Here is a 24,279-nt window from a genome sequence, read left to right on the forward strand (position 1 = left end):
CCGCGCTGCGCTCGCCATGACGGGCCGATGTGTGTGCTTTGGCTGGCGGGCTTGGCCGGGGAAAGGCAAAGGCGCCGACATTGCGAGCGCAGCGCGGCAATCCACACCTCTTTTTGTACCAGTCGCGAAGCGGCTCACTTGCTGGTGGCATGGCAAGGCAAACGCGCCGTCATTGCGAGGAGCGAAGCGACGTGGCAATCCACGCATCTTGACCCCAGGCGCGCAGCGGCTCACTTGCTTGGTTGGGTTCATAGCCCAAACACCACCTTTGCACCCACGGCGATCTGGTAAATGATTTGCGTCATGTCTTTCCAGAACTGGCGCTTTTTCTCGTCCACTTTGGGCAACACGAGCACCTGGTCGCCGGGGCGCACGGTGGCGTTGGATGCGGACGAGGAGGCGGCGTCGATCTGGTCAAAGCTGCCGTCGCGCCGGGCAATCACCACGCGGGCGTTGTCGGCGGTTTGGGTGAAGCCGCCAGCGCGGTTGATGTAGTCGCCCAGGGCCAGGCTGGTTTGGTGGGCCACGGCGTTGGGGAACAGCACTTCGCCGCTGACGAGCACCAGGCCGTCGGTGCGGGGTATGCGCAGCAGGTCGCCGTTTTCCAGCAGCAGGTCGTCGCGCTGGGCGGCCTGGGCCACCACCACTTGGCCCAGGGGCTCTATTTGTTTGGCGCGCTCCACCCATTGCAGGGTGAGTTCGGCTTCTTCTTTGCGCAGGCGGGCTTCGTCGGTGCTGCCGCTGCGGGCGGTGAGCAGGGCGGCTTCCAGGCTGCGCAGGCTGGTGGCCAGCATCTCTTTTTGGCGGGTTTTCACGCTTTGGCGAAACAGCTGCACGCTTTGGGGTTCGGCGTTGGGTGAGAGCTGTATTTGCTGCAACAGCGCGCCCAGGCGGGTGCCGTAGGGCAGCACATATTCTTGTGGGCTGGTGTGTTCGCCTTCTACGCGCACGGTGATGGTGCCGGGCTTTTTGTCGGCGGTGAAGTCGAGTTCGTCGCCGTTTTGCAGCATGACCGCGCTGGCTTCGGCCAGGGGGTAGTACTCGGTGTTTTTCACGGTGCCGGTGTTGCGCACCACGCGCACGTGGGTGGCCTGCGCGAGTGGCTTGGCTATTTGGGCCAGGCTGTTCACGGTGAAGGGCTGGGCGCCGGTGGCTGTGGTGGCAAATTCGAAGCGTTTGGCGTTTTCTACCAGGCCGCTTACTTTCACGGTGCCTTGGCGCTGGGGGACAAAGATCACGTCGCCGTCGGCCAGCTGCAGCATGGGCATGCTGCCTTTGAGCAAAAAGTCATACAGGTTGAAGGTGGCGCGCACGGTGTTGCCGCGCTTGACTTGCACGGCCAGGAAGCTGCCGCGCTCGGTGTCGATGCCGCCGGCTTGGTCAAGGAAGTGCAGCAGGCTGTCCATGCTGGTGCCGCCATACAGGCCGGGGCGGGTGACGTTGCCGCCCACAAACACGCGCACGGGTTGGGCAGCGGCCAGGCTGGCGTAGCTGTTGACGTTGGCTCTGAAGGTGCGGCGCACGGCGGTTTCTACGCGGCTTTGCAGCTGGGCGTTGGGAACGCCGCGCACCTGCACCGGGCCCACATGGGGCAAGAAGATGTTGCCTTGGGGGTCTACGGTCAATGGTGCGTCGAAGGTGAAGGCGCCCCACAGGCGCACTTGCAGGGTGTCGCCGGTGGCGATCAGGTAGTCGGGGTTGAACTGGGTGGCGCCACCGCTGGCAAAGGCGCCGGTAAACAGCTGGGCGCCAAAGGTGTCGCTTTGCAGGTTGGCGCGCTGGCCAGCGGCCAGGCCAGGCGGCAATGCCTGGGCGGCTGGCGGTGCAGCGGGCACCGTGGCGCGGGCGGCAGCGGCGGCGCTGGGCGCTTCAAGCCGCAGGGCCAGCGGGTTGTTGGGGTCTTGCTGGGGCAGTATCTGGCTGGCGGCTGGTGTGGTGGCCAGAGCCAGTGCCATGGCCAGTGCGGCGTTGAGCCGGCGGGCCATGGGGGTGTAGAGGCTTGTGTTCATGGCAGATCCGGGTGTTCAGTCTTTGTGGTCGCGCACGATGGCGCCAAGCAGTTGCAGCACGCCAGCGAGCAAGAAGGCGGTGAGCACAAACACAATGAGGTTGTAAAGACGGCGGGGCTCCAGCGGAAATTCGGGCATGCCCGCGCTTTGCAGCACGGACACTTTTTTCAGCGTGCGGGTGGCTTCTACGCGGCCGCGCTCCAGGGCGGTGAGCGCGGTTTGGTACACCTCCTGGGCAAACTGCGCTTCCATTTGCAGGCGCTGAAACTCTTCCACGGCGGCGTTCAGCGTGCGGCCGCCGGGCGCGGTGAGGCGGGCTTTTTCGGTGCCAATTTGCTTTTGCACGGCTTCTATTTGCAGGTTGAGTTCGACCACGTTGGCGCTGCCGGGCTGCAGGTAGCCCAGCAGGCTGCTGCGGCGGGTTTGCAGTTCGGCCAGTTGGGCTTCGAGCCGGTTGACGATGGCAGCCACGTTTTCGGCGGTGGCTTGGGGCGACACCAGGCCTTTGCGGTTTTGGTAGGCCAGCAAGTCGCTGCGCTTGGCCTGGGCGCGCTCGCCCATGGTGGTGACCTGGCCTTCTAAAAAGTTGACTTGTTCGCGCGCCAGGGCGTGGGCCATGGCGTTCATGGTTTCTTCGCCGTCGGCCACCATGGCCGCAGCGATGGCCTGGGCCATTTCGGGGGTGTAGGCCTGGGCTTTGATGGCCAGCACGCCGGCGTATTCGTCCAGTTCAACGCTGACGCGGGAGCGGAAGTAGGGTGCAAATTTTTCCAGCGGGGCTTGGGCGTCCCACAGGCGCGAAAGCCAGTCGCCCTGGCTGCTGTAGTGCTCGCGCAGTTTCAGCTGGGCGTCGAGCTTGCGCAGCATGTCGAGCGAGAGCATGTGGTCGCGCATGAGCAGTTGGTCTGGGCGGCTGCCACCGGCCACGCCCGAGAGCAGGCTGGTGAAGTCCATGGTCTGGCCGCTGGTCAGGTCTGAGCGCTGGATGATCACGCGGGCTTCTGACACATAACGGTCAGACGCCAGAAGCAGCCAGTACACGCCGGCCAGCAGGCTCAGCAGCAGGGCCGCGGCCATGAGTTTGTGGCGTTTCCACAGGGCGGGGCGTTTTTTGGGGGCCGCTGGCTGTGCAGCGGGGTTTTGACCGGGGGTGGCCAAGGAATCTGTCGTCATGCAGCAATGCTTTCTTTGTAGGCTTTTATGGCGTCGTCGATCTGGTCAAACCAGTGGGCCTGGCCGTTGTGGAGCCAGATGCCCGCGCTGCAGAATTGTTTGAGCGTGCCTTCGCTGTGCGAAACCATGATGAGTCCGGCTTTGTTGGCCAGGTTTTTGAAGGCAGCAGCGGCTTTTTTGCGAAAGGCGGCGTCACCGGTGGAGGTGACTTCGTCGGAGATGTAGACGTCGAATTCGAAGGCGAGCGACAGGGCGAACTGCAGGCGCGAGCGCATGCCGCTGGAATAGGTTTTGACGGGTTCGTCAAAGAAGCTGCCGATTTCGGCAAAGGCTTGAATCTGCTCAAGGCGCTCGGCCATGTCGTCTTCGTGCCCGTGCACGCGGCAGACAAACTTGGCGTTTTGCCGACCAGTGAGCGAGCCTTGCAAGCCCCCGCCAAAGCCCATGGGCCAGCTCACGCGGCAGCGCCGTTCCACATGGCCGCGGTTGGCGTAGTCAATGCCGCCAATGATGCCCAGCAGCGTGGACTTGCCCGCGCCGTTGCGCCCGATCAGCCCCACGTTGACTTTGGGCGGGATGGTGAAGTTGACGCCTTGCAGCACCCAGGGGCCGGGGCCGTGGTCGGTCATGTAGCGTTTGTGCAGGTCGCTGACGATGATCATTGCGTCATGAGCCTTTGCGCAAAGCGGGCGTGCAACGCCAGGCCAAAAAACAGCAGCACCAGCGCAAACCCATACAAATAGGGCAGGCTGAGCTCGGGCACGGCGTGGTAGTAAGGCGCAAAACCCAGGCGGGCGGCTTCAAGGCCGTGGGCCACGGGGTTGTACATGAGCCATTCGCGGTAGGGGTAGGGCACGATGCTCAGCGGCACGATGACGCCTGAGATCATGAGCATGGGCATCATGACCATGTCCAAAAGGTTGTCGAGCTCGGGCACGAGTTCTTTGGCCACCGAGGCCACCAGACCAAAGCCCAGGCCCAGCAACCACAGGCCAAAGACGGCTTCCATCACGGCAAGTGGGTCGCTGGGGAGCACATGAAAGCCCAGCAGGCCTGCGCCAGCCAAGATAACAGCGCTCACCACCAGCATCAGCACCCCTTCGAGCACGGCGCGCATGAGCACGGTGTCGATGGGTTTGACCTGGCGGTAGGCAAACAGGGAACGGTTGGCGTTGATGGCGTTGGTGCCCTGGCTGCCGGTGCGGCGAAAGAAATAGAAACCCAGAAAACCGATGATGAGCCAGAGCCCGGTTTCAATGCCGCCCACCTGGCGCAGCCGGATGACGGTGAAGATGAACACCATGAACGCCATGTGGGCAGCAGGCTCCAGCAGGAGCCACGCCCAGGCAGCGCGGCGCGCAAACAGGCGGCTGAGCGATTCGCGCAGCAGCAGGGCATGCCAGACGGCCAGGGTGATGGAGAGCGGTGAGCGGGTTTCGTTCATGCGTGGTGTGGCGGGCTCTTTCAGGTGAAAGCGGCAAAGACCACCGGTGGGGGTGGACCCTTTCACGGGTTTTGTTTTGCAGCGTTCTTCAATCTGAAGCCGAGGCGCCGTGCCTCTAACAAGCTTTGCATTATCTCAGGTGCATCTTTCGTTTTACCCCAAGGTTTGTAACAGGTGGCCTGCACGGGCAGTGCGCGCGCCCTTTTGTGCTGTACAGGCAACGCACGCTTTGGCCCATGCGGTGCGGACTGCCGCGGGCGCTGTGCGCCAACGCGACCTTTATGATGCGCAACACGCCAAAACACAACCCTGGGAGTGAATACAGACATGCAGATCAAGAAAGCCGTTTTTCCTGTGGGTGGCATGGGCACCCGCTTTTTGCCAGCCACCAAGGCCATACCCAAAGAAATGCTGCCGGTGGTGGACAAGCCGCTGATGCAGTACGCGGTGGAAGAGGCTTATGCGGCCGGCATTCGCGAGATGATTTTTGTAACAGGGCGTCACAAGCGGGCCATTGAAGATCACTTTGACACCGCCTATGAACTGGAAGCCGAGCTGGAAGCGGGCAACAAGCGCGCGCTGCTGGAGCTGGTGCATTCCATCAAGCCCGACGACATGGACTGCGTGTATGTACGCCAGCCGCGCGCGCTGGGCCTGGGCCATGCGGTGCTGTGTGCCGAGCGGCTGGTGGGCAACGAGCCGTTTGCGGTGTTGCTGGCCGACGACTTGATGATGGGCCAGAACCAGGCCGCAGGCGGCGCCACGGTGTTGCAGCAAATGGTGCAGGCCTACGAGCGCAGCCCAGGCACGGTGCTGGCGGTGCAAGACGTGCCCCGCGCTGACACGCGGCGCTATGGCGTGGTGGACGTGCGCGGCGTGGGCGCGCAGCTGGCCGAGGTGTTTGGCATGGTGGAAAAGCCGGCACCCGAGGTGGCGCCTTCCACCCTGGCGGTGGCCGGGCGCTACATCTTGACGCCAGCGGTGTTTGAAAGCATTCGCCGCCAGCCGCGCGGCGCCGGTGGCGAAATTCAGCTGACCGATGGCATTGCGGCGCTGATTGGGACAGAGAAAGTGCAGGCTTTGCGCTACGAGGGCACGCGCTACGACTGCGGCAGCAAAGAGGGCTTTCTGGAAGCCACGATAGACCTGGCCCTGGCCAACCCGGAACTGCGCGACGCGGTGATGGCGCACATCAAAAGGGTGGCGGGCTGAGCAACGGCCCGCATCGGCCTTGGTCTTAACCCCCTCTCCCGCCTGCGGGAGAGGGTTGGGGTGAGGGTCTTCAACCCAGCTATTGGCTTCGCCCGCCCGCGCCATTCAGCAGGCTTTTCCCCCCAACTTCAAGCGTGGGCGCTGAGCCAGGCGTGCAGCTCTTTCACCGAGTGCGCCACGTGCAGCGGCTTGAGCGCATGAAACGCACCGGGCGCGTGGGCGCCGTAGCTCACGCCCACACTGGCGCAGCCGGCGTTCAGCGCCATTTGCAGGTCGTGGGTGGTGTCGCCAATCATGAGGGTGCGCTCGGGCGCCACACCCAACTCGGCCATGAGCTCGTGCAGCATGAGCGGGCTGGGCTTGCCGGCGGTTTCGTCGGCGGTGCGGGAGGCGTCAAACATGCCCTGCAGCTCGACCGTGCGCAGCACTTCGTTAAGGCCCGTGCGGCTTTTTCCGGTGGCCACGGTGAGCCAGTGCTGGCGGGCTTTGAGCTCGGCCAGTAGGGGCAGCACGCCTTCAAACAGGCTGATGTCGTGTTGGCGCGCGGTGTAGTGGTGGCGGTAGCGCGCGCCCAGCTCGGGGTATTTGTGTTGCGGCACGTCGGGCGCTGCATGGGCCAGCGCCTGCATGAGCCCCATGCCAATGACGTAGCTGGCCGACTGGTCAGAAGGCACGGTGCCCCCCACGTCGGCCACAGCGGCCTGGATGGCGCGGGTGATGATGGCCGTGGAGTCGAACAGGGTGCCGTCCCAGTCGAAGGCGATGAGGTCGAATTGGCGGGGGCGCATGGTGCTGAAAAGTGGTCAAAAAATCATTATCGGTGCCCAGCGCAAAGTGTTTTGCGGCTTGGTAAGCCAGCCCACTTGCAGAGCGCGGCTGTGGGCGTGGCTTTGAGGCGCCCAAAGTGTCGAAAAACTTGACACAGCGATGTCCATTTGCGGCATTTAAAAGCCGTAAGTGCTTGAAAGAAAAAAGGTTTTTTACATTGGCACGGTGTCTGCTTTATGGGTTGCGCCGCGACCCCATCCCGACCTTCGTGTCACATTTTTTTGGAGCCTCATCATGAAACTCAACAAGCTGTTCATTGCAGGTGTTTTTTCAATCGCCGGCCTGGCGCAGGCGGGTACCGTCATCTGCCCCATTTCTGGGGGTACACGTTCGTTTAGCTTGAACACGGCAACTGACGCTGCTTGTTTGGCTTCGGGCGACGGCAATCTGCAGGGTCAAGTGGGTTCTGACGACGTATTCACCAACAGTGCCGCAGGCACTGGTTATGTGGTGTTGGACAAAGACCCGGGTGATGCTCTTTCGGGCATCGAAAATCTGTTCACGTTGACGGGTATGGGCACCACAGGTGGCACCTTCACGGTCAATGCGTCGTTGTGGACGACGTACGAGAGCCTGGCCATTGGATTCAAAGTGGGCCAAAACCTGACGCCAGATTGGGCCGTGTTTGGCCTCGCCGATGGGACACTGACGGGCAGCTGGCTCGTCACACCCCAACAGGGTGGCTCGCTGTCGCATGCCAATATTTATGGCATCGCAAAGACCAACGACGTTCCAGAGCCAGCCTCTTTGGCTTTGCTGGGATTGGGCTTGCTCGGCATGGGCGCAGCCCGCCGCTTTCGCCAGGCCAACAAAGCCTGACTGGCTTAGGCCAGCGTGCAGTGGCTTTTTTGTGGGCTGAATGAAGCCGTGCCTGGCTTGCGCCAAGCCGCCATCACCCTGCCAAGTGCTGCGCGTGGTGCCGCAAGTGGTCGTCCACAAAGCTGGCGATGAAGTAATAGCCGTGGTCGTAGCCGGCATGGCGGCGCAGGGTGAGCGGCTGGCCCACTTGTGCGCAGGCGGCTTCAAGGGCTTCGGGGTGTAGTTGTTCGGCCAAAAATTTGTCGGCCAGGCCTTGGTCAACCAAGATGCCGCCTGGGTAGGGCGCCGAAGCGTGCCCGGCCATGAGCAGGCTGGCGTCGTGCTCGGCCCAAGTGGTTTCATCTTGCCCCAAATAGCCGGTGAAGGCTTTGCGACCCCAGGGGCATTGGGTGGGGGCGCCAATGGGGGCCAAGGCGGACACGCTGCCAAACACGCCGGGGTGGCGCAGCGCCAGGGTGAGCGCGCCGTGGCCGCCCATGGAATGGCCAAACAGGCCTTGGCGCTTGGCATGGAGCTTGAATTCAGCCACCACGGCGGGCAGCAGTTCTTTCAGCAAATAGCTTTCCATGCGCCAGTGGCCTGACCAGGGGGCTTGCGTGGCGTCCAGGTAAAACCCGGCGCCCACGCCAAAGTCCCAGTGGTGGTCTTCGCTGTCGACGCCGGCGCCGCGTGGGCTGGTGTCGGGCGTGAGCAGGGCCAGGCCCAGTTGGGCGGCGGTGCGCTGGGCGCCGGCTTTGGTGGCAAAGGTTTCTTCGGTGCAGGTGAGCCCGGCCAGAAAGGTGAGCAAGGGCACCGGCTCGCCCGCCAGCGCCTGCGGCGGTAAAAACAGGCCAAACCGCATGGGCAAGCCCGTTTCACGCGAGGCATGTTTGTAAAACCGCTGCACGCCGCCAAAGCAGCCGTGTTCGCTGAGCAGTTCAAGTCGGTCAAATAGCGAGGGCATGGATGGGTTCAGCATGAATCGAGGTGGGAAGGGAAGCTAGGCCCAGAACGCCGCGGAACCGGCTGTGCCGGGCCGCCAGCGTTGCCCCTTGAGGGGCGGAGCGCAGCGACGGGGGTGGGCCAAATCCTAGAACTCGATCACGCTGCGAATGGATTCACCGCGCTTCATCAGCTCAAAGCCTTCGTTGATGTCTTCCAGCTTGAGCTTGTGGGTGATGAGGTCGTCGATGTTGATCTTGCCGTCCATGTACCAGTCGACGATCTTGGGCACGTCGGTGCGGCCACGGGCGCCGCCGAAGGCCGAGCCTTCCCATTTGCGGCCGGTGACCAGCTGAAACGGGCGGGTGGAGATTTCAGCACCGGCTTCGGCCACGCCAATGATGATGCTGCGGCCCCAGCCTTTGTGCGTGCACTCCAGCGCGTCGCGCATGACCTTGGTGTTGCCAATGCATTCAAAGCTGTAGTCGGCGCCGCCGTCGGTGAGCTGCACGATGGCGTCGACCACGTTGGCATGCTCTTTGGGGTTGATGAAGTGCGTCATGCCGAATTTGCGGGCCATGGCTTCGCGCTCGGGGTTCAGGTCCACACCGATGATCTTGTCGGCGCCCACCATCTTGGCGCCCTGGATCACGTTGAGACCAATACCGCCCAGGCCAAACACGACCACGTTGGCGCCGGCTTCGACCTTGGCGGTGAAGATGACGGCGCCGATGCCGGTGGTGACGCCGCAGCCGATGTAGCAGACCTTGTCAAACGGGGCGTCTTCGCGGATCTTGGCGAGCGAGATTTCAGCGGCCACGGTGTAGTTGCTGAAGGTGCTGGTGCCCATGTAGTGAAAGATGGGCTGGCCGTCGAGGCTGAAACGGCTGGTGGCGTCGGGCATGAGGCCTTTGCCTTGCGTGCCGCGAATCAGCTGGCACAGGTTGGTTTTGCGGCTCAGGCAAAACTTGCACTGGCGGCATTCGGGCGTGTAGAGCGGAATGACGTGGTCGCCCTTTTTGAGCGAGGTCACACCCGGGCCCACGTCCACCACAATGCCCGCGCCTTCGTGGCCCAGGATGGCGGGGAAGATGCCTTCCGGGTCGGCGCCGCTGAGGGTGTAGTAGTCGGTGTGGCAGATGCCGGTGGCTTTGATCTCGACCAGCACTTCACCGAACTTGGGGCCTTGCAGGTCCACGGTTTCGATGGTCAGGGGTTGGCCTGCTTTCCAGGCGACAGCGGCTTTGGTTTTCATGGTGCGTGTGGTGGTTGTGTGAGAGCGGCACAGGAGCCTGAGCGGCAGAAGCGCATGGGCTGCAACGGATGGAGAAAAGTCCCGCTTCGCCCCTGTTTTTCCGGCTGAGGCAACGGCCACATGCCTCCAAAGCAGGGCCAAATGGGGCTCTTTTCCCACCCGTTTCGCTCTCATGCCTTTTGTTGCGCAGGCGCCTTCCAAGTCTGGCAAGCTCTTGGGGCTTAGAGGTTACCGCACATTGCTGCGCGCATGGGGCGAGGGGTGGGGGTTGGTTTGTCTGGCCCGGTTTTCTTCTACTTCCGCTTGCGGTGGTGGGCCGGGGTGAGGGGCCTTCAAACCTTGCGAAACCCCCATGTCCCGCAGGGCTCCGTCAACAGCTCAGCGGCCCAGCAAAAACACCGCTGGGGCGTCCAGCGGCAGCCCGCTCAGCGCGTCTTTGCCACGTTTCCAGTCGGTTACCAGCGCGCTGCGCACGGTTTGGCCGGGCAGGGTGAGGGCGCAGCACACCGCGAGGCGGGTGTGCGGGTGCAGGGTTTGCAGCAGCGCCTGCAGCAGGGCGGTGTTGCGGTAGGGTGTTTCAATGAAGATTTGCGTTTGCCCGGTTTTCAGGGCCAGGGCTTCCAGCTCGCGCAGGCGTTTGCTGCGCTCGGTGGCTTCTTGCGGTACATAGCCCACGAAGGCGAAATTTTGGCCGTTCAAACCGCTGGCGGCGAGCGCCAGCATGAGCGAGACCGGGCCGGTGAGCGGCACCACGCGCAAGCCCATGGCGTGTGCGGCGCGCACGATGGAGCTGCCGGGGTCGGCAATGGCCGGCATGCCGGCTTCGCTCACCAGGCCCATGTCGTGCCCCTGCAGAGCAGGCGCCAGCAGGGCGCGGGCTTGCGCATCGCCTTGGGCTTCGGGCGCGTGGTCCCCTTTTTTGTGGGCGGCACGCGGCAGTTCGGCAATGTGCTGGGCCTGCAGGGGCGCGGCCAGGCCGTGGGTGGCTTCCACCCGCTTCAAAAACGCGCGGGTGCTCTTGGCGTTTTCGGTGATCCAGTGGGTGAGCCGGCTGGCAGCGGCCAGGGTTTCGGCCGGCAGCCATGCGCCGGGGGCGGCGGCGCTGTCTTGGCTCACGCCGAAGTCGAGCGGGGTGGGCACGAGGTAGAGCGTGCCGCTCTTGGCGGTGCTGGCGTTCACAGCAGTTGCACGCCAGCGGCGCGGATCATGCGGCAGGTGCGAATGAGCGGCAGGCCCACCAGGGCGGTGGGGTCGTCGTTGTCAATGCGCTCCAGCAGGGCAATGCCCAGGCCTTCGCTCTTGGCGCTGCCGGCGCAGTCGTAAGGCTGCTCGGCGCGCAGGTAGTTTTCTATCTCAGCGTCGCTCAGGTCTCTGAACACCACGCGCACGGCGGCAAGGTCGCTTTGCTCAAAACCGGTTGCCAGGCACACCACGGCCAGCGCGGTTTGAAAGACCACGGTTTGCCCGCGCATGCGCTGCAGCTGGGCCACGGCACGCTCGTGGGTGCCAGGCTTGCCCAGGGGCTCGCCGTTCAGGTCGGCCACCTGGTCGCTGCCGATTACCACCGCTTGCGGGTGGCGCTGGGCCACGTCGCGGGCTTTGGCAACAGCCAGGCGCAGGGCCAGCGCAGCAGGGTTTTCACCGGGCTGCGGCGTTTCGTCCACTTGAGGGCTGGCCACGTCAAACGGCACAGCCAGGCGGCCGAGCAGTTCGCGCCGGTAACGCGAGGTGGAGCCCAGAATGAGCGGGCGGAAGCTGGGGCTTGGGGGTGTAGGGCTGTGGGCGGGCATGCCGGTATTCTCCCCGCATTCTTTTACACTCCCGGCATGAATCCGAACCCCAAAGTGGCATGGAATGCCGACCGCCTGGACATACGGGCGTTTGCCCTGGCAGGCGCCAGCTTGCAGGCCGACGAGCCGCTGACCCGCTTTGCGCGGCTGCTGGAAGAAGCCCACCTGGACGACGACGCCCAGCCAGCCGCGCTGCAGGTGCACTGGCAGGCGCACGGTGAAATGCGCCCCAGTGCCAAAGGCGGCGCGCCCGCTGTGTGGCTGCACCTGGAAGCCCATGCGGCGGTGCCCCTGACGTGTCAGCGTTGCCTGGGTCCGGCCGACACGCCTCTGGTGGTGGACCGCTGGTTCCGGTTTGTGGCCGACGAAGCGGCGGCCGAAGCGGAAGACGACGACTGCGAAGAAGATCTGCTGGCGCTGGAGCCCCGCCCCAATCTGCACGAGTTGCTGGAAGACGAGTTGCTGATGGAGCTGCCCCTGGTGCCCATGCACGGTGCGTGTCCGGTGCCGGTGGTGATGCACGCCGCCGACCCTGGTGTGGCCGCCGACGGTGGCGAGCCGGAGCGCCGCAACCCGTTTGCCGAGCTGGCGCGCTTGAAGAAGTAAGCGGTGGTGGATCGGGCCCGCCGTTGTCTCGGCACTTTCTCCTGCTTGCCACGCTGGTACCCCATCCACTCCGGTGAAAAGCGCCCATGAACGCCGCAACGCCCGCCGAACCCAGCCACCCCCTGTGCAACAGCCGCGACCTGGCCGATGGTGGCCGGGCGGTGTCTTTTGACGTGGTGTACGCTGGCCAGACCTGCCGCGCGTTTGCTGTGCGCTACCGGGGTCAACCCCACGCCTACCTGAACCGCTGCAGCCATGTGGCCATGGAAATGGACTGGCAACCCGACCGGTTTTTTGACGCCAGTGGCCGCTGGCTTTTGTGTGCCACCCACGGCGCCACCTACGAGCCCGATACAGGCGCTTGCGCCGGCGGGCCGTGTCGGGGCGGCTTGGTCAAGATTGAGCTGCTGGAGCACGGCGGCGTGGTGCACTGGCGGTCACAATACAACCTCAAACCCGTGGAATTTTGAGAGCCCTCCAACATGAACGATGACAACGTGGGCTTGCCCACCAGCGCCAGCAACACCCCAGGCTGGGAGCGCGCCACGCTGGAAAAACTGGTGTTTGCCACCATCCGGGAGCAGCAGGCGGCGCGGCGCTGGAAAACGTTTATGCGGCTGGTGTGGCTGGCCATCTTCGGTGCTTTCGCCTGGTTCATCTACAGCGCAGACAAGGTCAGTTCGTCCGTCAGCACGCCCCACACCGCCGTGATCGAGATTCGGGGGGCCATCGCTTCGGGCGCCGAGGCGAGCGCCAGCAACGTGGTCAGCTCACTCATTTCTGCCTTTGAAGACAGCGGCGCCCAGGCGATCGTGCTGCTGATCGACTCGCCTGGCGGCAGCCCTGTGCAGGCCGGCATCATCAACGACGAAATCACCCGCCTCAAAGCCCTGCACAACAAAAAAGTGTATGCCGTGGTGGAAGAAACCTGCGCTTCAGCGGCCTATTACATTGCGGCCGCTGCAGACGGTATTTACGTGGACAAAGCCAGCCTGGTCGGCAGCATCGGCGTGCTCATGGACGGGTTTGGTTTCACCGGCCTGATGGAAAAACTCGGCATTGAGCGCCGTCTCATGACCGCTGGCGAAAACAAAGCCATGCTCGACCCTTTCAGCCCGCAGGACGAAGAGCAGCGCGCCTATATCCAGACCATGCTGGGTGAGATTCACACCCAGTTCATCACCGTGGTGAAGCAAGGCCGTGGTGACCGCTTGAAAGAAACCCCCGATACCTTCACCGGCCTGGTGTGGAGCGGCCAGCAAGCCGTGGCGCTGGGCCTGGCAGACGGCCTGGGCAGCCTCGACTACGTGGCTCGAGAGATCGTGAAGGCGGAAAACATCGTGGACTACACCCAGCGCGAAAACCTCGGGCTGCGTCTGGCCAAACGCTTTGGTGCCAGTGTGGGCGAGGGCGTGTTTTTGGCCGCCAAAGCTGCGGGTGTGCAGTTGAAGTAATGTCGTTTTTTGCCTTGCCACTGGCTTCGGGCTATAATACTTGGCTTTGCGCTTGTACCCATTTGCACCCTGTGCAGTCGGGCAGGGCGTTTGATAGTGGCCAGAGTTGGCTGATTGGGCGTTTTGGCATTTTGGCCATCCCATGCATCCACCTTGTTTAGGCTACCCCGTTTCACCAACCGATTTCAGGAGCCCACCATGGCCGTTCAGCAAAACAAAAAGTCCCCATCGAAGCGCGGTATGCACCGTTCGCACAACGCGCTGAACGTGCCAGGCATTGCCGTGGAACCCACCACCGGTGAAATCCACCTGCGCCACCACATCAGCCCCAACGGTTTCTACCGTGGCCGCCAGGTGCTGAAAAACAAGTCAGAAGCCTAAGTGACGGGCAGCCACAGGCCTCGCCGCGGTGTCGCGTTCGGGGTCTGTAGGCTTATCCAGGCACAGGCCCGCATGGATCATGCGGGCTTTTTTCGTTCTTGTGGTGCTCTGAGCGCCTGCACCGGGATGTTGTCATGATCACCATCGCTGTGGATTGCATGGGGGGAGATGTCGGTCCAGCCGTGACGCTGCCGGCCTGCGCTGCCTTCTTGACCAGCCACCCCAAAGCCCAGTTGCTGCTGGTGGGTCAGCCCGCATCTTTTGCGGCTTGGCCGCAGGTGTTGAACAACGTGCGCTGCTCTGTGGTGCCTGCCACCGAGGTGGTCACTATGGACGACCCGGTGGAGGTGGCGCTGCGCCGCAAAAAAGACTCGTCCATGCGGGTGGCCATCACCCAGGTGAAAGACGGTACGGCCCAGGCCATGGTTTCAGCCGGCAACACCGGTGCGCTCATGGCGATTGCGCGCTATGTGCTGAAAACGCTGGACGGCATTGACCGCCCAGCCATTGCTACGCAATTGCCCAACGCCCGCGGCGGTGCGACCACGGTGCTCGATCTGGGGGCCAACGTGGACTGCACCGCCGAACACCTGTTGCAGTTTGCGGTGATGGGCTCGGCGCTGGTGGCTGCGGCCACGGGGCGCAAAGAGCCCTCGGTGGGGTTGCTGAATGTGGGTGAAGAGGTCATCAAGGGCAGCGAAGTCATCAAGCAAGCGGGTGTTTTGCTGCGAAATGCGGGCAACACCGGCGATCTGAACTTTTTTGGCAACATCGAAGGCGATGATGTTTTCAAAGGCACAACCGACATCGTGGTGTGCGATGGCTTTGTGGGCAATGTGGCCTTGAAAGCCAGCGAAGGCTTGGCGAGCATGATCAGTGGCTTCATTCGCGAAGAGTTTTCGCGCAATATTTTTACAAAAATGGCTGCGATCGTGGCCTATCCGGTGCTATCTTCATTTAAAAAGCGTGTTGACCATCGGCGTTACAACGGTGCGGCCTTGCTGGGCCTGCGCGGCCTGGTGTTCAAGAGCCATGGGTCGGCCGATGCGTTTGCATTTGAGCAGGCGCTGTGCCGGGCTTATGATGCGGCCCACAACCACTTGCTGGAAAACGTGCGGGAACGCATCGCCCACGCAGCCCCGCTGATTGCAGGGAGCTCGGCACTCAGCGAGTTCAGAAGTATTCCGACCATTTAAACCAAGCCAGCCCCTCGCATGACACGCTACGCCCGCATCACCGGCACCGGCAGCAGCCTGCCCCCCCAGCGCCTGACCAATGCCGACATGGTGGACATGTTGAGCCAGCGCGGCGTGGAGACCAGCGATGAGTGGATCGTGGAGCGCACCGGCATTCAGGCGCGGCATTTTGCTGCCGATGGTGTGTTTGCCAGCGATCTGGCCGCCGAAGCCTGCCGCCAAGCCCTGGCGGCGGCCGGTGTGGTGCCGGCAGACATTGACCTGATCATCGTGGCCACGTCCACGCCCGACATGGTGTTCCCGTCCACCGCAGCTATTTTGCAGCACAAGTTGGGCATCGCGGGTTGCCCGGTGTTTGACGTGCAGGCGGTGTGCAGCGGTTTCATTTACGCGCTCACGGTGGGCAGCTCGCTGATCCAGACCGGCACCGCCACCAAGGCTTTGGTGGTGGGTGCCGAGGTGTTCAGCCGCATTTTGGACTTCACCGACCGCACCACCTGTGTGTTGTTCGGCGATGGCGCTGGCGCGGTGGTGCTGGAAGCCAGCGACACACCAGGTATTTTGTCCACCGACATCCACGCCGATGGCAAGCACAGCGGCATTTTGTGTGTGCCCGGCCATGTGTCGGGTGGCAGTGTGTTGGGCGACCCGCTGCTGAAAATGGACGGTCAGGCGGTCTTCAAGCTGGCGGTGGGTGTGCTCGAAGACACCGCGCGCGCTGCGTTGGCCAAAGCGGGCAAGACCGCAGCCGACATCGATTGGCTGATTCCCCACCAGGCCAACATCCGCATCATGCAAAGCACGGCCAAAAAGCTGAAGCTGCCCATGGACAAGGTGGTGGTGACGGTGGATCAGCACGGCAATACGTCGGCGGCCTCCATTCCGCTGGCGCTGGACCACGCGGTGCGTGCTGGTCAGGTGAAAAAAGGCGACACGCTCATGCTCGAAGGCGTGGGCGGTGGCTTTACCTGGGGTGCTGTGCTGCTGGACTTTTAAGCTGAGTCGGTCTGTCGCAACACCGTTGCTGTTTCGCCCGGCTATTCCGGGTGTGGATTGAAACATGAAGAATTTTGCTTTTGTTTTTCCTGGTCAAGGTTCGCAGTCGGTCGGCATGCTCGACGCCTGGGGCGACCACCCTGCTGTGCTGGAGACGCTGAAAGAAGCGTCGGACGCGCTGGGTGAAGACGTGGCCAAGCTGATCAAAGAAGGCCCGAAAGAAGCGCTGGCGCTCACCACCAACACCCAGCCGGTGATGCTGGTGGCGGGCGTGGCGGCCTGGCGGGTGTGGCGGGCCGAAGGTGGCGCGCTGCCGGCCGTGGTGGCGGGCCATTCGCTGGGCGAGTATTCGGCGCTGGTGGCGTCTGGCGTGCTGACGCTGGCGCAGGCGGCACCGCTGGTGCGCTTTCGCGCAGCGGCCATGCAAGAAGCCGTGCCGGTGGGCACGGGTGCCATGGCAGCCATCTTGGGTATGGATGCGGCCCGCGTGATCGCCGGTTGCGCCGAAGCGCAGGCCACGTTTGGCGCGGGCAGCGCCGAGGTGGTGGAGGCCGTGAACTTCAACGACCCTGCGCAAACCGTGATTGCGGGCAGCAAGGCGGCGGTGGAAAAAGCCTGCGAAATGCTCAAAGCCAGCGGCGCCAAGCGCGCTTTGCCTTTGCCGGTGTCGGCCCCGTTCCATTCAAGCCTGATGAAGCCTGCCGCAGAAAAGTTGCGGGAAAAACTGGCGGTCACGGTGTTGGCGGCCCCCCAGATTCCGGTGGTGAACAACATTGACGTGGCGGTGCAGACCGACGCCAACGCCATCCGCGACGCGCTGGTGCGCCAGGCTTTCGGGCCGGTGCGCTGGGTCGAATGTGTGGCAGCCATCAAGGCCCGCGGCGTGACCACGCTGGTGGAGTGCGGGCCGGGCAAGGTGCTGGCCGGCATGGTCAAACGCGTGGACGCCGAACTGACTGGCGCAGCCCTTTACGATCCGGCCACACTGGCTGATGCGCAGGCCCTGCTGGCCTGACCCACGGAGTACACCCATGTCTGAAATCAAATTTGCGGGCCAGGTGGCCTTGGTCACGGGCGCTTCGCGCGGTATAGGCGCCGCCATTGCGCACGAACTGGTAGCGTGCGGCTTGACCGTGATCGGCACAGCCACCAGCGACGAAGGTGCCGCGAAAATTGGCGCCGTGCTGGCCGCTGTGCCCGGTGCGGCCCCTGGTTGTCGCGGCGCCCGGCTCGATGTGAACGACGCTCAGGCGGCCGAGGCACTGATTGACGAGATCGTGAAAGCCCATGGCGGTTTGCAGGTGTTGGTGAACAACGCCGGCATTACCCGCGACATGCTGGCCATGCGCCTGAAAGACGGCGACTGGGACGCCGTGCTTGACACCAACCTGAAAGCGGTGTTTCGCATGAGCCGCGCGGTGATTCGGCCCATGATGAAGCAGCGCTACGGCCGCATCATCAGCATCACCAGCGTGGTGGGGGCGTCGGGCAATGCCGGTCAGGCCAACTACGCAGCCGCCAAAGCCGGCGTGGCGGGCATGACGCGCGCCCTGGCACGCGAGTTGGGCAGCCGCAACATCACCGTGAACTGCGTGGCGCCGGGTTTCATTGAAACCGACATGACCGCCGCCTTGCCCGAAGAGCAGCAGAAGGCTTTGCTGGGCCAGATTCCCCTGGGCCACTTGGGCAAGCCCGCTGACATTGCCCATGCGGTGGCTTACCTGGCCAGCCCGCAAGCCGCTTATGTGACGGGGCAAGAGTTGCACGTCAACGGTGGCATGTTCATGGCCTGATCGGGCGCCAACGTACCTTTTTGTTTCCAACGCCGCAAAAGCCGTCCGGCGGGCCGTCTAGGGATACCTCTCTAGGCCGGCTAAAATGATGGTCTGTATTTCAACCACCCTCAGAGGGACTTATGAGCGATATCGAAGCACGTGTTAAGAAAATCATTGCCGAACAACTCGGCGTGGAAGAGGGTCAGGTCACCAGCGAGAAGGCCTTTGTGGCCGATCTGGGCGCTGACTCGCTGGACACGGTTGAGCTGGTGATGGCCCTGGAAGACGAATTCGGTATCGAGATTCCGGACGAAGACGCAGAGAAGATCACCACCGTTCAAAACGCCATCGACTACGCGATGGCCCACCAGAAGGCTTAAGCCATCCATGAGCCAACGCATGGTCGCCCCGAGGGGTTTGTTTCCCTTGGGGTGTCTGTGCATTACACGCTATAAACAGCGTGGGGGACATCAATGAGCCGACGTCGCGTTGTCGTGACCGGTCTGGGTTGTGTCAGTCCCGTGGGTAACACGGTGTCTGAAGCCTGGGCCAATATTCTTGCCGGCAAGTCCGGCATTGACCTCATCACCCGATTTGACGCGTCAAATTTCTCCTGCAAGATCGCGGGCGAGGTGAAGGGGTTTGATCTCGAGTCTTACATCACCGCCAAAGAGGCGCGGGCGATGGACTCATTCATTCATTACGGTATCGCTGCAGCCCATCAGGCTGTGGTGGACTCGGGCATGACCGTGGGCGACGCCCTGGACGAAGAAACCGCCTGCCGCATCGGTTGCATCATCGGTTCGGGCATTGGCGGCTTGCCGATGATCGAAGAGACGCACGCCGAATACGTGAGCCGCGGCCCGCGCCGTATCTCGCCTTTTTTCGTGCCCGCCTCGATCATCAACATGATCGCGGGGCATGTGTCGATGCGGTTTGGCTTCAAAGGCCCCAACCTCGCGGTCGTCACGGCGTGTACCACCGGTTTGCATTGCATCGGTGAAGCTGCGCGCAAGATCGAGTACGGCGATGCCGACGTGATCGTGGCGGGTGGTTCCGAAGCGACAGTGTCGCCTCTGGGTGTGGGTGGTTTTGCGGCGATGCGTGCCTTGTCGACCCGCAACGACGACCCAACCACCGCTTCACGGCCCTGGGACAAAGACCGGGACGGCTTTGTGTTGGGCGAAGGTGCTGGTGTGATGGTGCTGGAAGAGTACGAACACGCCAAAGCCCGTGGTGCCAAAATTTATGCCGAGCTTTCGGGTTATGGCATGAGCGCCGATGCGGGCCACATGACGGCGCCCAGCATGGACGGCCCACGCCGCGCCATGGTGAACGCCTTGCGCAACGCAGGGTTGAACGCTGATCAGGTGGACTACCTCAACGCACACGGCACGTCCACGCCGCTGGGCGATGTTAACGAGACCCATGCGATCAAGGCCGCTCTGGGTGACCACGCCAAAAAGACGGTGGTGAATTCCACCAAGTCGATGACGGGTCATTTGTTGGGCGGTGCGGGTGGTATCGAGAGTGTGTTTACGGTGCTCGCGTTGCACCACCAGAAGAGCCCGCCGACCATCAACATCTTCAACCAGGACCCTGAATGCGACCTGGACTACTGTGCCAACACGGCGCGGGACATGAAGATCGACGTGGCGATGAAGAACAACTTCGGATTTGGCGGCACGAACGGCACACTGGTTTTCCGGCGCGTCTGACCTGCTCCTGAACAACGCTATTTGTAAAAAAGCGCATGCGCAACGCCCCATCGGTGGTTTTTCCGGTGGGGCGTTGTGCTTTTTACGCCGGCCTGCTGTGCATGCTTGCCGGCCTGGGCCTGCTGGTGCTGTTGCTCTGGTGGTGGCCGTGGCTGGGCGCACCGGCCGATGCGCCTTGGCTGGCCCGTGTGGCTGGCTGGCTGGGGGGCTTGCTCTGGCTGGGCTGGGTCGGTTTTGCCTGGCGCAGTTGGCTGCACGCGCCCGTGGGGCGGCTGCAATGGGACGCGCTGGGCGCACCGGTGAGTGGGCTGGTCGGTGCCGGTGTGTGGCGCTGGCACCGCGATGCTTTGACCGATGGCGCACCGCTGCAGCAGGTGGAGCGGGCGCTGGATCTGCAAAACCGCATGTTGCTGCGGGTGCGCAATCCAGACGGTGCACACCGCTGGCTTTGGGTCGAGCGTTCCAGCGACCCCGCTCGTTGGAACGACCTGCGCCGGGCGCTGGTGCGGGTGGCTTGAGGCGCTGGGCATGGGCCGAAAAAAGGCCAGGGCGTTGCGTCAGGCTTTCATTCGGGTCCAGTGGGTTATATTTCCGCGCGCATGACACCTGAAGACCATACCGCCCCGCCGCCGCCCGACAGTGATGTCATGTTGGTACAACGAACCCTCGCCGGAGAGACGCGTGCGTTCGACATGCTGGTCATCAAGTACCAGCGCCGGGTGGAGCGCCTGATTGGCAGGATGGTGCGCGACAGCGACCTGGTGCAAGACATCGCGCAGGAGACTTTCATCCGGGCTTACCGTGCCTTGGCGCAGTTTCGGGGTGACGCGCAGTTCTACACCTGGCTGTACCGGATTGCAGTCAACACCGCCAAAAAGCAGCTCATGGAGCTCAAGCGCGATCCGCTGGTTTTTCAGTCACAAATGAAATCTGCGGACGATGATGAAACTTCCTCGTCCGAACGCGAACTAAATTCCAACGTGGCCGACACCGAAACACCCGAGGCGGTGCTGGCCAGCAAGGAAATTGCCCAGGCTGTGAATGCGGCCATGGATGCGTTGCCCGAAGAGCTGCGCATGGCGATTGCTTTGCGGGAAATGGAGGGCTTGAGCTACGAAGAGATTGCTCAGGCGCTGGATTGCCCCATCGGCACGGTGCGGTCCCGGATTTTCCGAGCCCGTGAAGCGATCTCCAGTCGCATCAAGCCCATGCTGGAACGCCAGACGGGAAAACGGTGGTAACGCCTCGTGAACGCACGGGAACGCCTGAAGTCGAAGTATCAGAAATTGGGAAGTCAACATGAACGCCGCCAACACACACACGGACCTGCCGACAGACGCCTGGCTGGGCACCCCTGCCGCCAGCCCGGCGAATGCCAATTCGCTGGGTTTTGAGGCGGCAAGCGGTTTGTCTGCCTTGGTAGACGGCGAGTTGGCAGACGCTGAATTTGACCGCCTGCTGGCCGACATGGATCGCGAGGGCGAGAGCCTGGAAGCCTGGCACTGCTATCAGGTGATTGGTGATGTGTTGCGCGCTTCTGCGCCTGCGGTGGCGACCACCACCCCGCAAAATTTTCTGGCCAGCATGCACGCGCGGTTGCAGGCTGAAGCGCCTGTGGTGCGTTCGTTGGCTGTGCCGCCCGCCTTGCCCATGGCACCACCCGAGGTGGTGGGGCTTGTGCGAGCGCCTGCCGCCAATGACGCGGTGTTTCGCTGGAAACTGGTGGCCGGACTGGCTTCGCTCGCCGCAGTGATGGCGGTGAGCTGGACGGTGCTGGGTTCAGCACCGTCGGGCGCCGGCGGCAACGGTGGTGCTGGCGCTCAGTTGGCCTTGATGGGCGCCAACCCCGGCGCTACCGCGCCGCCGTTGCCGGAAACCACCGCTGTGGTGGTGAATACCCCGCAAGGCGCGGTGATCCGCGACGCGCAGCTCGAAGCCTTGATGGCCGAGCACCGCCAGCACGGCGGAATGTCTGCCCTGCAAATGCCCGCAGGTTTCCTGCGCAATGCCACCTACGACGCGACCGGACGCTGAACCCCCATGACGCTTGCCTTGCCTTTGCATACGTTGGCCCGCTGGCTGCCTGTGACGAAGCCCCAGCCGTGGCGCGCCGCCGCGCTGGTGGCGTTGGTAGCAGGTTTCTGCGTGCCGCTGCAGGCCCAGACCACCCCACTTGCGACCAGCGAGTCCCGCAGTGTCAACGAGTGGCTGATGCGCATGCACGAGGCCTCGCGCCAACGCGCTTACATGGGCACGCTGGTGGTGTCGGCAGGATCGTCCATGTCGGCGTCCCGCATCTGGCACGTGTGCGATGGCGAGCAGCAAATGGAGCGTGTGGACACCCTCACGGGCGCCCCGCGCACCACCATTCGCCGCAACAACGAGGTGATCACGTTTGTGCCGGAGACCAAGACGGCCTGGGTTGAAAAACGCGAGTCGTTGGGCCTGTTCCCCGAGCTGCTGCGCACGCCCAGCAACGTGATTCCCGAGTTCTATGGCGTGAACGAAGTGGGTACGGAGCGTGTGGCTGGTTACCTGGCTGATGTGGTCGAGATCCAGCCGAAAGACGCTTTGCGCTTTGGCTTCCGTATTTGGTCGGAGAAGAAAACCGGCTTGGTGGTGAAGCTGCAAACACTGGGTGAACAGGGTGCGGTGCTGGAGCAGGTGGCGTTTTCCGAGTTGCAGCTGGATGCCCCGGTGAGCATGGGCAAGCTCACGCGGCTCATGAAAGACACCAAGGGTTATGACGTGCAGCGGCCTGTGCTGAAAAAGACCACCGCTGAAGCAGAAGGCTGGCGCTTGAAGGAGCCTGTACCGGGCTTCCTGCCCATGAGTTGCCACACCCGCGAGGTGCCCGAAGCGGCTGCGGGTGGCGCTTCAGCACCCATGCAGTGGGTGTTTTCAGACGGGCTGGCTTCGGTGTCGCTGTTTGTGGAGCCCTACGACGACCAGCGCCATGGCAAGGAAAAGGCCACGGTGTCTGGCGCCACCCATTCGCTGACCCGCCGTGTGGGCGCTTATTGGTTGACGGCGCTGGGTGAAGTACCTACGGCCACGCTGCGCCGTTTTGCGTACGCGCTGGAGCGCACGCGCTGAGCCCTGCCCGCGCCAACCAACTGCCCATGCTTTTTTTCGTGCCGGGCCTACTCCCGTATTTTTCTGTGTTGTTGCCCTTTTTTGAAGGATCACCATGACGCTTCGCCATCTTGCCCGTAAGCCTGTTCTTGCCGTTGCGGCGGCGGCCGTGTTGGCCGCTGGCGGCACTGCTGCGCTGTTGTTGCCGCAGACTTTGTCGGCCCAAACCCCGGTGGTGCCAGTTGCACCCAGCGTGCGTGGGCTGCCCGATTTCACCGATTTGGTGGATCTGGTGGGGCCTTCGGTGGTCAACATCCGCACGCTGGAGCGCGCCACCGCGCGGGCTGAACCCGGCTCAGGGGCCGACGAGCAGATGCTGGAATTTTTTCGGCGTTTTGGCATTCCGGTGCCACCCGGCGCAACGCCACGAGGCCCCCGCCCCGACCGCGGCCCATCGGAAGAGGCCCAGCCGCGTGGTGTGGGTTCTGGTTTCATTCTCAGCGCCGACGGTCTGATCATGACCAATGCCCATGTGGTGGATGGAGCCGATGAACTGATCGTGACGCTGCCTGATAAACGCGAATTCAAAGCCACTGTGGTGGGGGCCGACAAGCGCACCGATGTGGCCGTGGTGAAAATCGACGCTACGGGCCTGAGTGCCGTGAAGATTGGCGATGTGAACCGCCTGCGTGTGGGTGAGTGGGTGATGGCCATTGGCTCGCCCTTTGGCCTGGAAAACACCGTGACCGCCGGCATTGTGAGCGCCAAAAAGCGCGACACCGGCGACTTTCTCCCGTTCATCCAGACCGACGTGGCCATCAACCCCGGCAACTCGGGTGGGCCACTGATCAACATGCGCGGTGAGGTGGTAGGCATCAACAGCCAGATCTATTCGCGTTCGGGCGGCTTCCAGGGCATTTCGTTTGCCATTCCGATCGACGAGGCGGTACGCGTGTCGGATCAGATACGCACCTCGGGCCGTGTCACGCGCGGGCGCATTGGTGTGCAGATAGATCAGGTCAGCAAAGAGGTGGCCGAGTCGATCGGGCTGGGCCAGCCCAAAGGCGCCCTGGTGCGGGGCGTCGAGCCCAACTCGCCGGCTGCCAAAGCGGGCGTGGAGCCGGGCGATATCATCTTGAAATTCGACGGCAAAGAGATCGATAAGTCGGTCGACCTGCCGCGGCTGGTGGGCAACACCAAGCCTGGCAACAAAAGCTCCATGACGGTGTTCCGTCGGGGGAGCCAGCGCGATTTGTCTGTGACCGTGGCCGAGCTGGAACCCGAGCAGGCGCAAGTTCGCGCTGCGGCGCCAGAGGCACCCAAGCCTCAGGCCGCTGGTGCAGCCAAGGCGCTGGGCTTGACGCTGGCCGACCTCAGTGCTGCGCAAAAGAAGGAGCTGGGTCTGAAAGGCGGTGTGCGGGTTGCAGCGGCCGAAGGCCCTGCGGCGCGCGCCGGTCTGCGCGAAGGCGATGTGATTGTGGCCATCGCCAACGCCGACACCCCGGACGTGAAAGAGCTCGAAGCGGCGCTGAATAGATTGGACAAAGCCCGCCCGGTCAATGTGCTGTTTCGCCGTGGCGAGTGGGCCCAATATGCGGTGATTCGCCCGGGGCGCTGAGCAAGTCCG

At 63.2% G+C, this 24,279-nt stretch carries 26 protein-coding genes; 17 read left to right on the plus strand and 9 right to left on the minus strand.

What is annotated here, in order from left to right; all coding sequences use genetic code 11:
• Positions 1–248: 248 nt before the first annotated feature.
• From ACTG4K_RS11730 to ACTG4K_RS11745, 4 genes are read right to left on the minus strand one after another with little or no spacing between them, the layout of a single operon-like run.
• On the minus strand, positions 249–2,009 hold the full coding sequence (locus tag ACTG4K_RS11730) for a polysaccharide biosynthesis/export family protein (RefSeq protein WP_439114395.1): 1,761 nt from the start codon (positions 2,007–2,009) through the stop codon (positions 249–251).
• 15 nt (positions 2,010–2,024) lie between these two features.
• Positions 2,025–3,182 carry a chain-length determining protein gene (locus ACTG4K_RS11735; protein WP_439114396.1) on the minus strand — a complete coding sequence of 386 codons (1,158 nt, stop codon included), beginning with the start codon at positions 3,180–3,182 and terminating at the stop codon, positions 2,025–2,027.
• Complete coding sequence (locus tag ACTG4K_RS11740) at positions 3,179–3,844, minus strand: ABC transporter ATP-binding protein (protein WP_439114397.1); 666 nt, start codon at positions 3,842–3,844, stop codon at positions 3,179–3,181. The genes ACTG4K_RS11735 and ACTG4K_RS11740 overlap by 4 nt, the downstream gene beginning before the upstream one ends.
• Entirely contained in the window at positions 3,841–4,692 is an 852-nt protein-coding gene (locus ACTG4K_RS11745) for an ABC transporter permease (protein WP_439114398.1), read from the minus strand. The genes ACTG4K_RS11740 and ACTG4K_RS11745 overlap by 4 nt, the downstream gene beginning before the upstream one ends.
• 261 nt (positions 4,693–4,953) lie before the next feature.
• Between ACTG4K_RS11745 and galU the strand changes: the two genes are divergently transcribed.
• Positions 4,954–5,838, plus strand: coding sequence for a UTP--glucose-1-phosphate uridylyltransferase GalU (gene galU / locus ACTG4K_RS11750; protein WP_439114399.1), 885 nt, complete (start codon positions 4,954–4,956; stop codon positions 5,836–5,838).
• A 128-nt stretch (positions 5,839–5,966) separates the two neighbouring features.
• Here galU and ACTG4K_RS11755 read toward each other — a convergent pair whose 3' ends face one another.
• Positions 5,967–6,626: an HAD family hydrolase gene (locus tag ACTG4K_RS11755; protein ID WP_439114400.1), complete on the minus strand. Its 660-nt coding sequence runs from the start codon at positions 6,624–6,626 to the stop codon at positions 5,967–5,969.
• A gap of 169 nt (positions 6,627–6,795) precedes the next feature.
• On the opposite strand from ACTG4K_RS11755, the gene ACTG4K_RS11760 reads away from it, so the two are divergent.
• A complete protein-coding gene (locus ACTG4K_RS11760; RefSeq protein ID WP_439114401.1) occupies positions 6,796–7,485 on the plus strand; it encodes a PEP-CTERM sorting domain-containing protein in 690 nt (229 codons plus the stop codon).
• Between the two features lie 73 nt (positions 7,486–7,558).
• On the opposite strand, the gene fghA is transcribed toward ACTG4K_RS11760, so the two are convergent.
• The 4 genes from fghA to ACTG4K_RS11780 form a co-directional block, all read right to left on the minus strand.
• On the minus strand, positions 7,559–8,443 hold the full coding sequence (gene fghA, locus ACTG4K_RS11765; RefSeq protein WP_439114402.1) for an S-formylglutathione hydrolase: 885 nt from the start codon (positions 8,441–8,443) through the stop codon (positions 7,559–7,561).
• Between the two features lie 111 nt (positions 8,444–8,554).
• Positions 8,555–9,661, minus strand: a complete 1,107-nt coding sequence (locus ACTG4K_RS11770) for an S-(hydroxymethyl)glutathione dehydrogenase/class III alcohol dehydrogenase (protein ID WP_439114403.1) — start codon at positions 9,659–9,661, stop codon at positions 8,555–8,557.
• Positions 9,662–10,039: 378 nt separating this feature from the next.
• The gene (locus ACTG4K_RS11775; protein ID WP_439114404.1) at positions 10,040–10,840 is read right to left on the minus strand and encodes an SAM-dependent methyltransferase; all 801 of its coding nucleotides are present in this window, start codon (positions 10,838–10,840) and stop codon (positions 10,040–10,042) included.
• Entirely contained in the window at positions 10,837–11,451 is a 615-nt protein-coding gene (locus tag ACTG4K_RS11780) for a Maf family nucleotide pyrophosphatase (RefSeq protein WP_439114405.1), read from the minus strand. Before ACTG4K_RS11780 ends, ACTG4K_RS11775 begins: the two co-directional genes overlap by 4 nt.
• Before the next feature lie 36 nt (positions 11,452–11,487).
• On the opposite strand from ACTG4K_RS11780, the gene ACTG4K_RS11785 reads away from it, so the two are divergent.
• From ACTG4K_RS11785 to ACTG4K_RS11855, 15 genes are all read left to right on the plus strand, one after another.
• On the plus strand, positions 11,488–12,057 hold the full coding sequence (locus ACTG4K_RS11785) for a YceD family protein (RefSeq protein ID WP_439114406.1): 570 nt from the start codon (positions 11,488–11,490) through the stop codon (positions 12,055–12,057).
• A gap of 86 nt (positions 12,058–12,143) precedes the next feature.
• Complete coding sequence (locus tag ACTG4K_RS11790) at positions 12,144–12,527, plus strand: Rieske (2Fe-2S) protein (protein ID WP_439114407.1); 384 nt, start codon at positions 12,144–12,146, stop codon at positions 12,525–12,527.
• A gap of 12 nt (positions 12,528–12,539) precedes the next feature.
• The gene (locus ACTG4K_RS11795; protein ID WP_439114408.1) at positions 12,540–13,511 is read left to right on the plus strand and encodes a S49 family peptidase; all 972 of its coding nucleotides are present in this window, start codon (positions 12,540–12,542) and stop codon (positions 13,509–13,511) included.
• Between the two features lie 198 nt (positions 13,512–13,709).
• Positions 13,710–13,892 (plus strand): 50S ribosomal protein L32, encoded by a 183-nt coding sequence (rpmF, locus tag ACTG4K_RS11800; RefSeq protein WP_019575026.1) that lies wholly within the window; start codon positions 13,710–13,712, stop codon positions 13,890–13,892.
• Between the two features lie 134 nt (positions 13,893–14,026).
• The gene (gene plsX, locus ACTG4K_RS11805) at positions 14,027–15,088 is read left to right on the plus strand and encodes a phosphate acyltransferase PlsX (RefSeq protein ID WP_439114409.1); all 1,062 of its coding nucleotides are present in this window, start codon (positions 14,027–14,029) and stop codon (positions 15,086–15,088) included.
• An 18-nt stretch (positions 15,089–15,106) separates the two neighbouring features.
• Complete coding sequence (locus ACTG4K_RS11810; protein WP_439114410.1) at positions 15,107–16,084, plus strand: beta-ketoacyl-ACP synthase III; 978 nt, start codon at positions 15,107–15,109, stop codon at positions 16,082–16,084.
• 64 nt (positions 16,085–16,148) lie between these two features.
• Positions 16,149–17,099 carry an ACP S-malonyltransferase gene (fabD, locus tag ACTG4K_RS11815; protein ID WP_439114411.1) on the plus strand — a complete coding sequence of 317 codons (951 nt, stop codon included), beginning with the start codon at positions 16,149–16,151 and terminating at the stop codon, positions 17,097–17,099.
• A 16-nt stretch (positions 17,100–17,115) separates the two neighbouring features.
• Positions 17,116–17,877, plus strand: coding sequence for a 3-oxoacyl-ACP reductase FabG (gene fabG / locus ACTG4K_RS11820; RefSeq protein ID WP_439114412.1), 762 nt, complete (start codon positions 17,116–17,118; stop codon positions 17,875–17,877).
• A 122-nt stretch (positions 17,878–17,999) separates the two neighbouring features.
• Positions 18,000–18,239, plus strand: coding sequence for an acyl carrier protein (gene acpP, locus ACTG4K_RS11825; RefSeq protein ID WP_304823557.1), 240 nt, complete (start codon positions 18,000–18,002; stop codon positions 18,237–18,239).
• 93 nt (positions 18,240–18,332) lie between these two features.
• On the plus strand, positions 18,333–19,577 hold the full coding sequence (gene fabF / locus ACTG4K_RS11830) for a beta-ketoacyl-ACP synthase II (protein WP_439114413.1): 1,245 nt from the start codon (positions 18,333–18,335) through the stop codon (positions 19,575–19,577).
• A gap of 35 nt (positions 19,578–19,612) precedes the next feature.
• Positions 19,613–20,095, plus strand: a complete 483-nt coding sequence (locus tag ACTG4K_RS11835) for a hypothetical protein (protein ID WP_439114414.1) — start codon at positions 19,613–19,615, stop codon at positions 20,093–20,095.
• Between the two features lie 81 nt (positions 20,096–20,176).
• A complete protein-coding gene (rpoE, locus tag ACTG4K_RS11840; RefSeq protein ID WP_439114415.1) occupies positions 20,177–20,818 on the plus strand; it encodes an RNA polymerase sigma factor RpoE in 642 nt (213 codons plus the stop codon).
• Between the two features lie 58 nt (positions 20,819–20,876).
• The gene (locus ACTG4K_RS11845; protein ID WP_439114416.1) at positions 20,877–21,611 is read left to right on the plus strand and encodes a sigma-E factor negative regulatory protein; all 735 of its coding nucleotides are present in this window, start codon (positions 20,877–20,879) and stop codon (positions 21,609–21,611) included.
• A gap of 6 nt (positions 21,612–21,617) precedes the next feature.
• On the plus strand, positions 21,618–22,673 hold the full coding sequence (locus ACTG4K_RS11850; RefSeq protein ID WP_439114417.1) for a MucB/RseB C-terminal domain-containing protein: 1,056 nt from the start codon (positions 21,618–21,620) through the stop codon (positions 22,671–22,673).
• Between the two features lie 94 nt (positions 22,674–22,767).
• The gene (locus ACTG4K_RS11855; protein ID WP_439114418.1) at positions 22,768–24,270 is read left to right on the plus strand and encodes a Do family serine endopeptidase; all 1,503 of its coding nucleotides are present in this window, start codon (positions 22,768–22,770) and stop codon (positions 24,268–24,270) included.
• Positions 24,271–24,279: the final 9 nt, after the last annotated feature.

It is taken from the genome of Hydrogenophaga sp. (genome assembly GCF_965657535.1).
Taxonomy (GTDB): Bacteria; Pseudomonadota; Gammaproteobacteria; order Burkholderiales; family Burkholderiaceae_C; genus Hydrogenophaga.

Excerpts from the sequence above, each read along its gene's own strand:
- ACTG4K_RS11730 (WP_439114395.1), bottom strand. The coding sequence starts at position 2,009 with ATGAACACAAGCCTCTACACCCCCATGGCCCGCCGGCTCAACGCCGCA.
- ACTG4K_RS11735 (WP_439114396.1), bottom strand. The coding sequence starts at position 3,182 with ATGACGACAGATTCCTTGGCCACCCCCGGTCAAAACCCCGCTGCACAG.
- ACTG4K_RS11740 (WP_439114397.1), bottom strand. The coding sequence starts at position 3,844 with ATGATCATCGTCAGCGACCTGCACAAACGCTACATGACCGACCACGGC.
- galU (WP_439114399.1), top strand. The coding sequence starts at position 4,954 with ATGCAGATCAAGAAAGCCGTTTTTCCTGTGGGTGGCATGGGCACCCGC.
- ACTG4K_RS11755 (WP_439114400.1), bottom strand. The coding sequence starts at position 6,626 with ATGCGCCCCCGCCAATTCGACCTCATCGCCTTCGACTGGGACGGCACC.
- fghA (WP_439114402.1), bottom strand. The coding sequence starts at position 8,443 with ATGCTGAACCCATCCATGCCCTCGCTATTTGACCGACTTGAACTGCTC.
- ACTG4K_RS11770 (WP_439114403.1), bottom strand. The coding sequence starts at position 9,661 with ATGAAAACCAAAGCCGCTGTCGCCTGGAAAGCAGGCCAACCCCTGACC.
- ACTG4K_RS11780 (WP_439114405.1), bottom strand. The coding sequence starts at position 11,451 with ATGCCCGCCCACAGCCCTACACCCCCAAGCCCCAGCTTCCGCCCGCTC.
- ACTG4K_RS11785 (WP_439114406.1), top strand. The coding sequence starts at position 11,488 with ATGAATCCGAACCCCAAAGTGGCATGGAATGCCGACCGCCTGGACATA.
- ACTG4K_RS11790 (WP_439114407.1), top strand. The coding sequence starts at position 12,144 with ATGAACGCCGCAACGCCCGCCGAACCCAGCCACCCCCTGTGCAACAGC.
- ACTG4K_RS11795 (WP_439114408.1), top strand. The coding sequence starts at position 12,540 with ATGAACGATGACAACGTGGGCTTGCCCACCAGCGCCAGCAACACCCCA.
- rpmF (WP_019575026.1), top strand. The coding sequence starts at position 13,710 with ATGGCCGTTCAGCAAAACAAAAAGTCCCCATCGAAGCGCGGTATGCAC.
- plsX (WP_439114409.1), top strand. The coding sequence starts at position 14,027 with ATGATCACCATCGCTGTGGATTGCATGGGGGGAGATGTCGGTCCAGCC.
- ACTG4K_RS11810 (WP_439114410.1), top strand. The coding sequence starts at position 15,107 with ATGACACGCTACGCCCGCATCACCGGCACCGGCAGCAGCCTGCCCCCC.
- fabD (WP_439114411.1), top strand. The coding sequence starts at position 16,149 with ATGAAGAATTTTGCTTTTGTTTTTCCTGGTCAAGGTTCGCAGTCGGTC.
- fabG (WP_439114412.1), top strand. The coding sequence starts at position 17,116 with ATGTCTGAAATCAAATTTGCGGGCCAGGTGGCCTTGGTCACGGGCGCT.
- acpP (WP_304823557.1), top strand. The coding sequence starts at position 18,000 with ATGAGCGATATCGAAGCACGTGTTAAGAAAATCATTGCCGAACAACTC.
- fabF (WP_439114413.1), top strand. The coding sequence starts at position 18,333 with ATGAGCCGACGTCGCGTTGTCGTGACCGGTCTGGGTTGTGTCAGTCCC.
- ACTG4K_RS11835 (WP_439114414.1), top strand. The coding sequence starts at position 19,613 with ATGCGCAACGCCCCATCGGTGGTTTTTCCGGTGGGGCGTTGTGCTTTT.
- rpoE (WP_439114415.1), top strand. The coding sequence starts at position 20,177 with ATGACACCTGAAGACCATACCGCCCCGCCGCCGCCCGACAGTGATGTC.
- ACTG4K_RS11845 (WP_439114416.1), top strand. The coding sequence starts at position 20,877 with ATGAACGCCGCCAACACACACACGGACCTGCCGACAGACGCCTGGCTG.
- ACTG4K_RS11850 (WP_439114417.1), top strand. The coding sequence starts at position 21,618 with ATGACGCTTGCCTTGCCTTTGCATACGTTGGCCCGCTGGCTGCCTGTG.
- ACTG4K_RS11855 (WP_439114418.1), top strand. The coding sequence starts at position 22,768 with ATGACGCTTCGCCATCTTGCCCGTAAGCCTGTTCTTGCCGTTGCGGCG.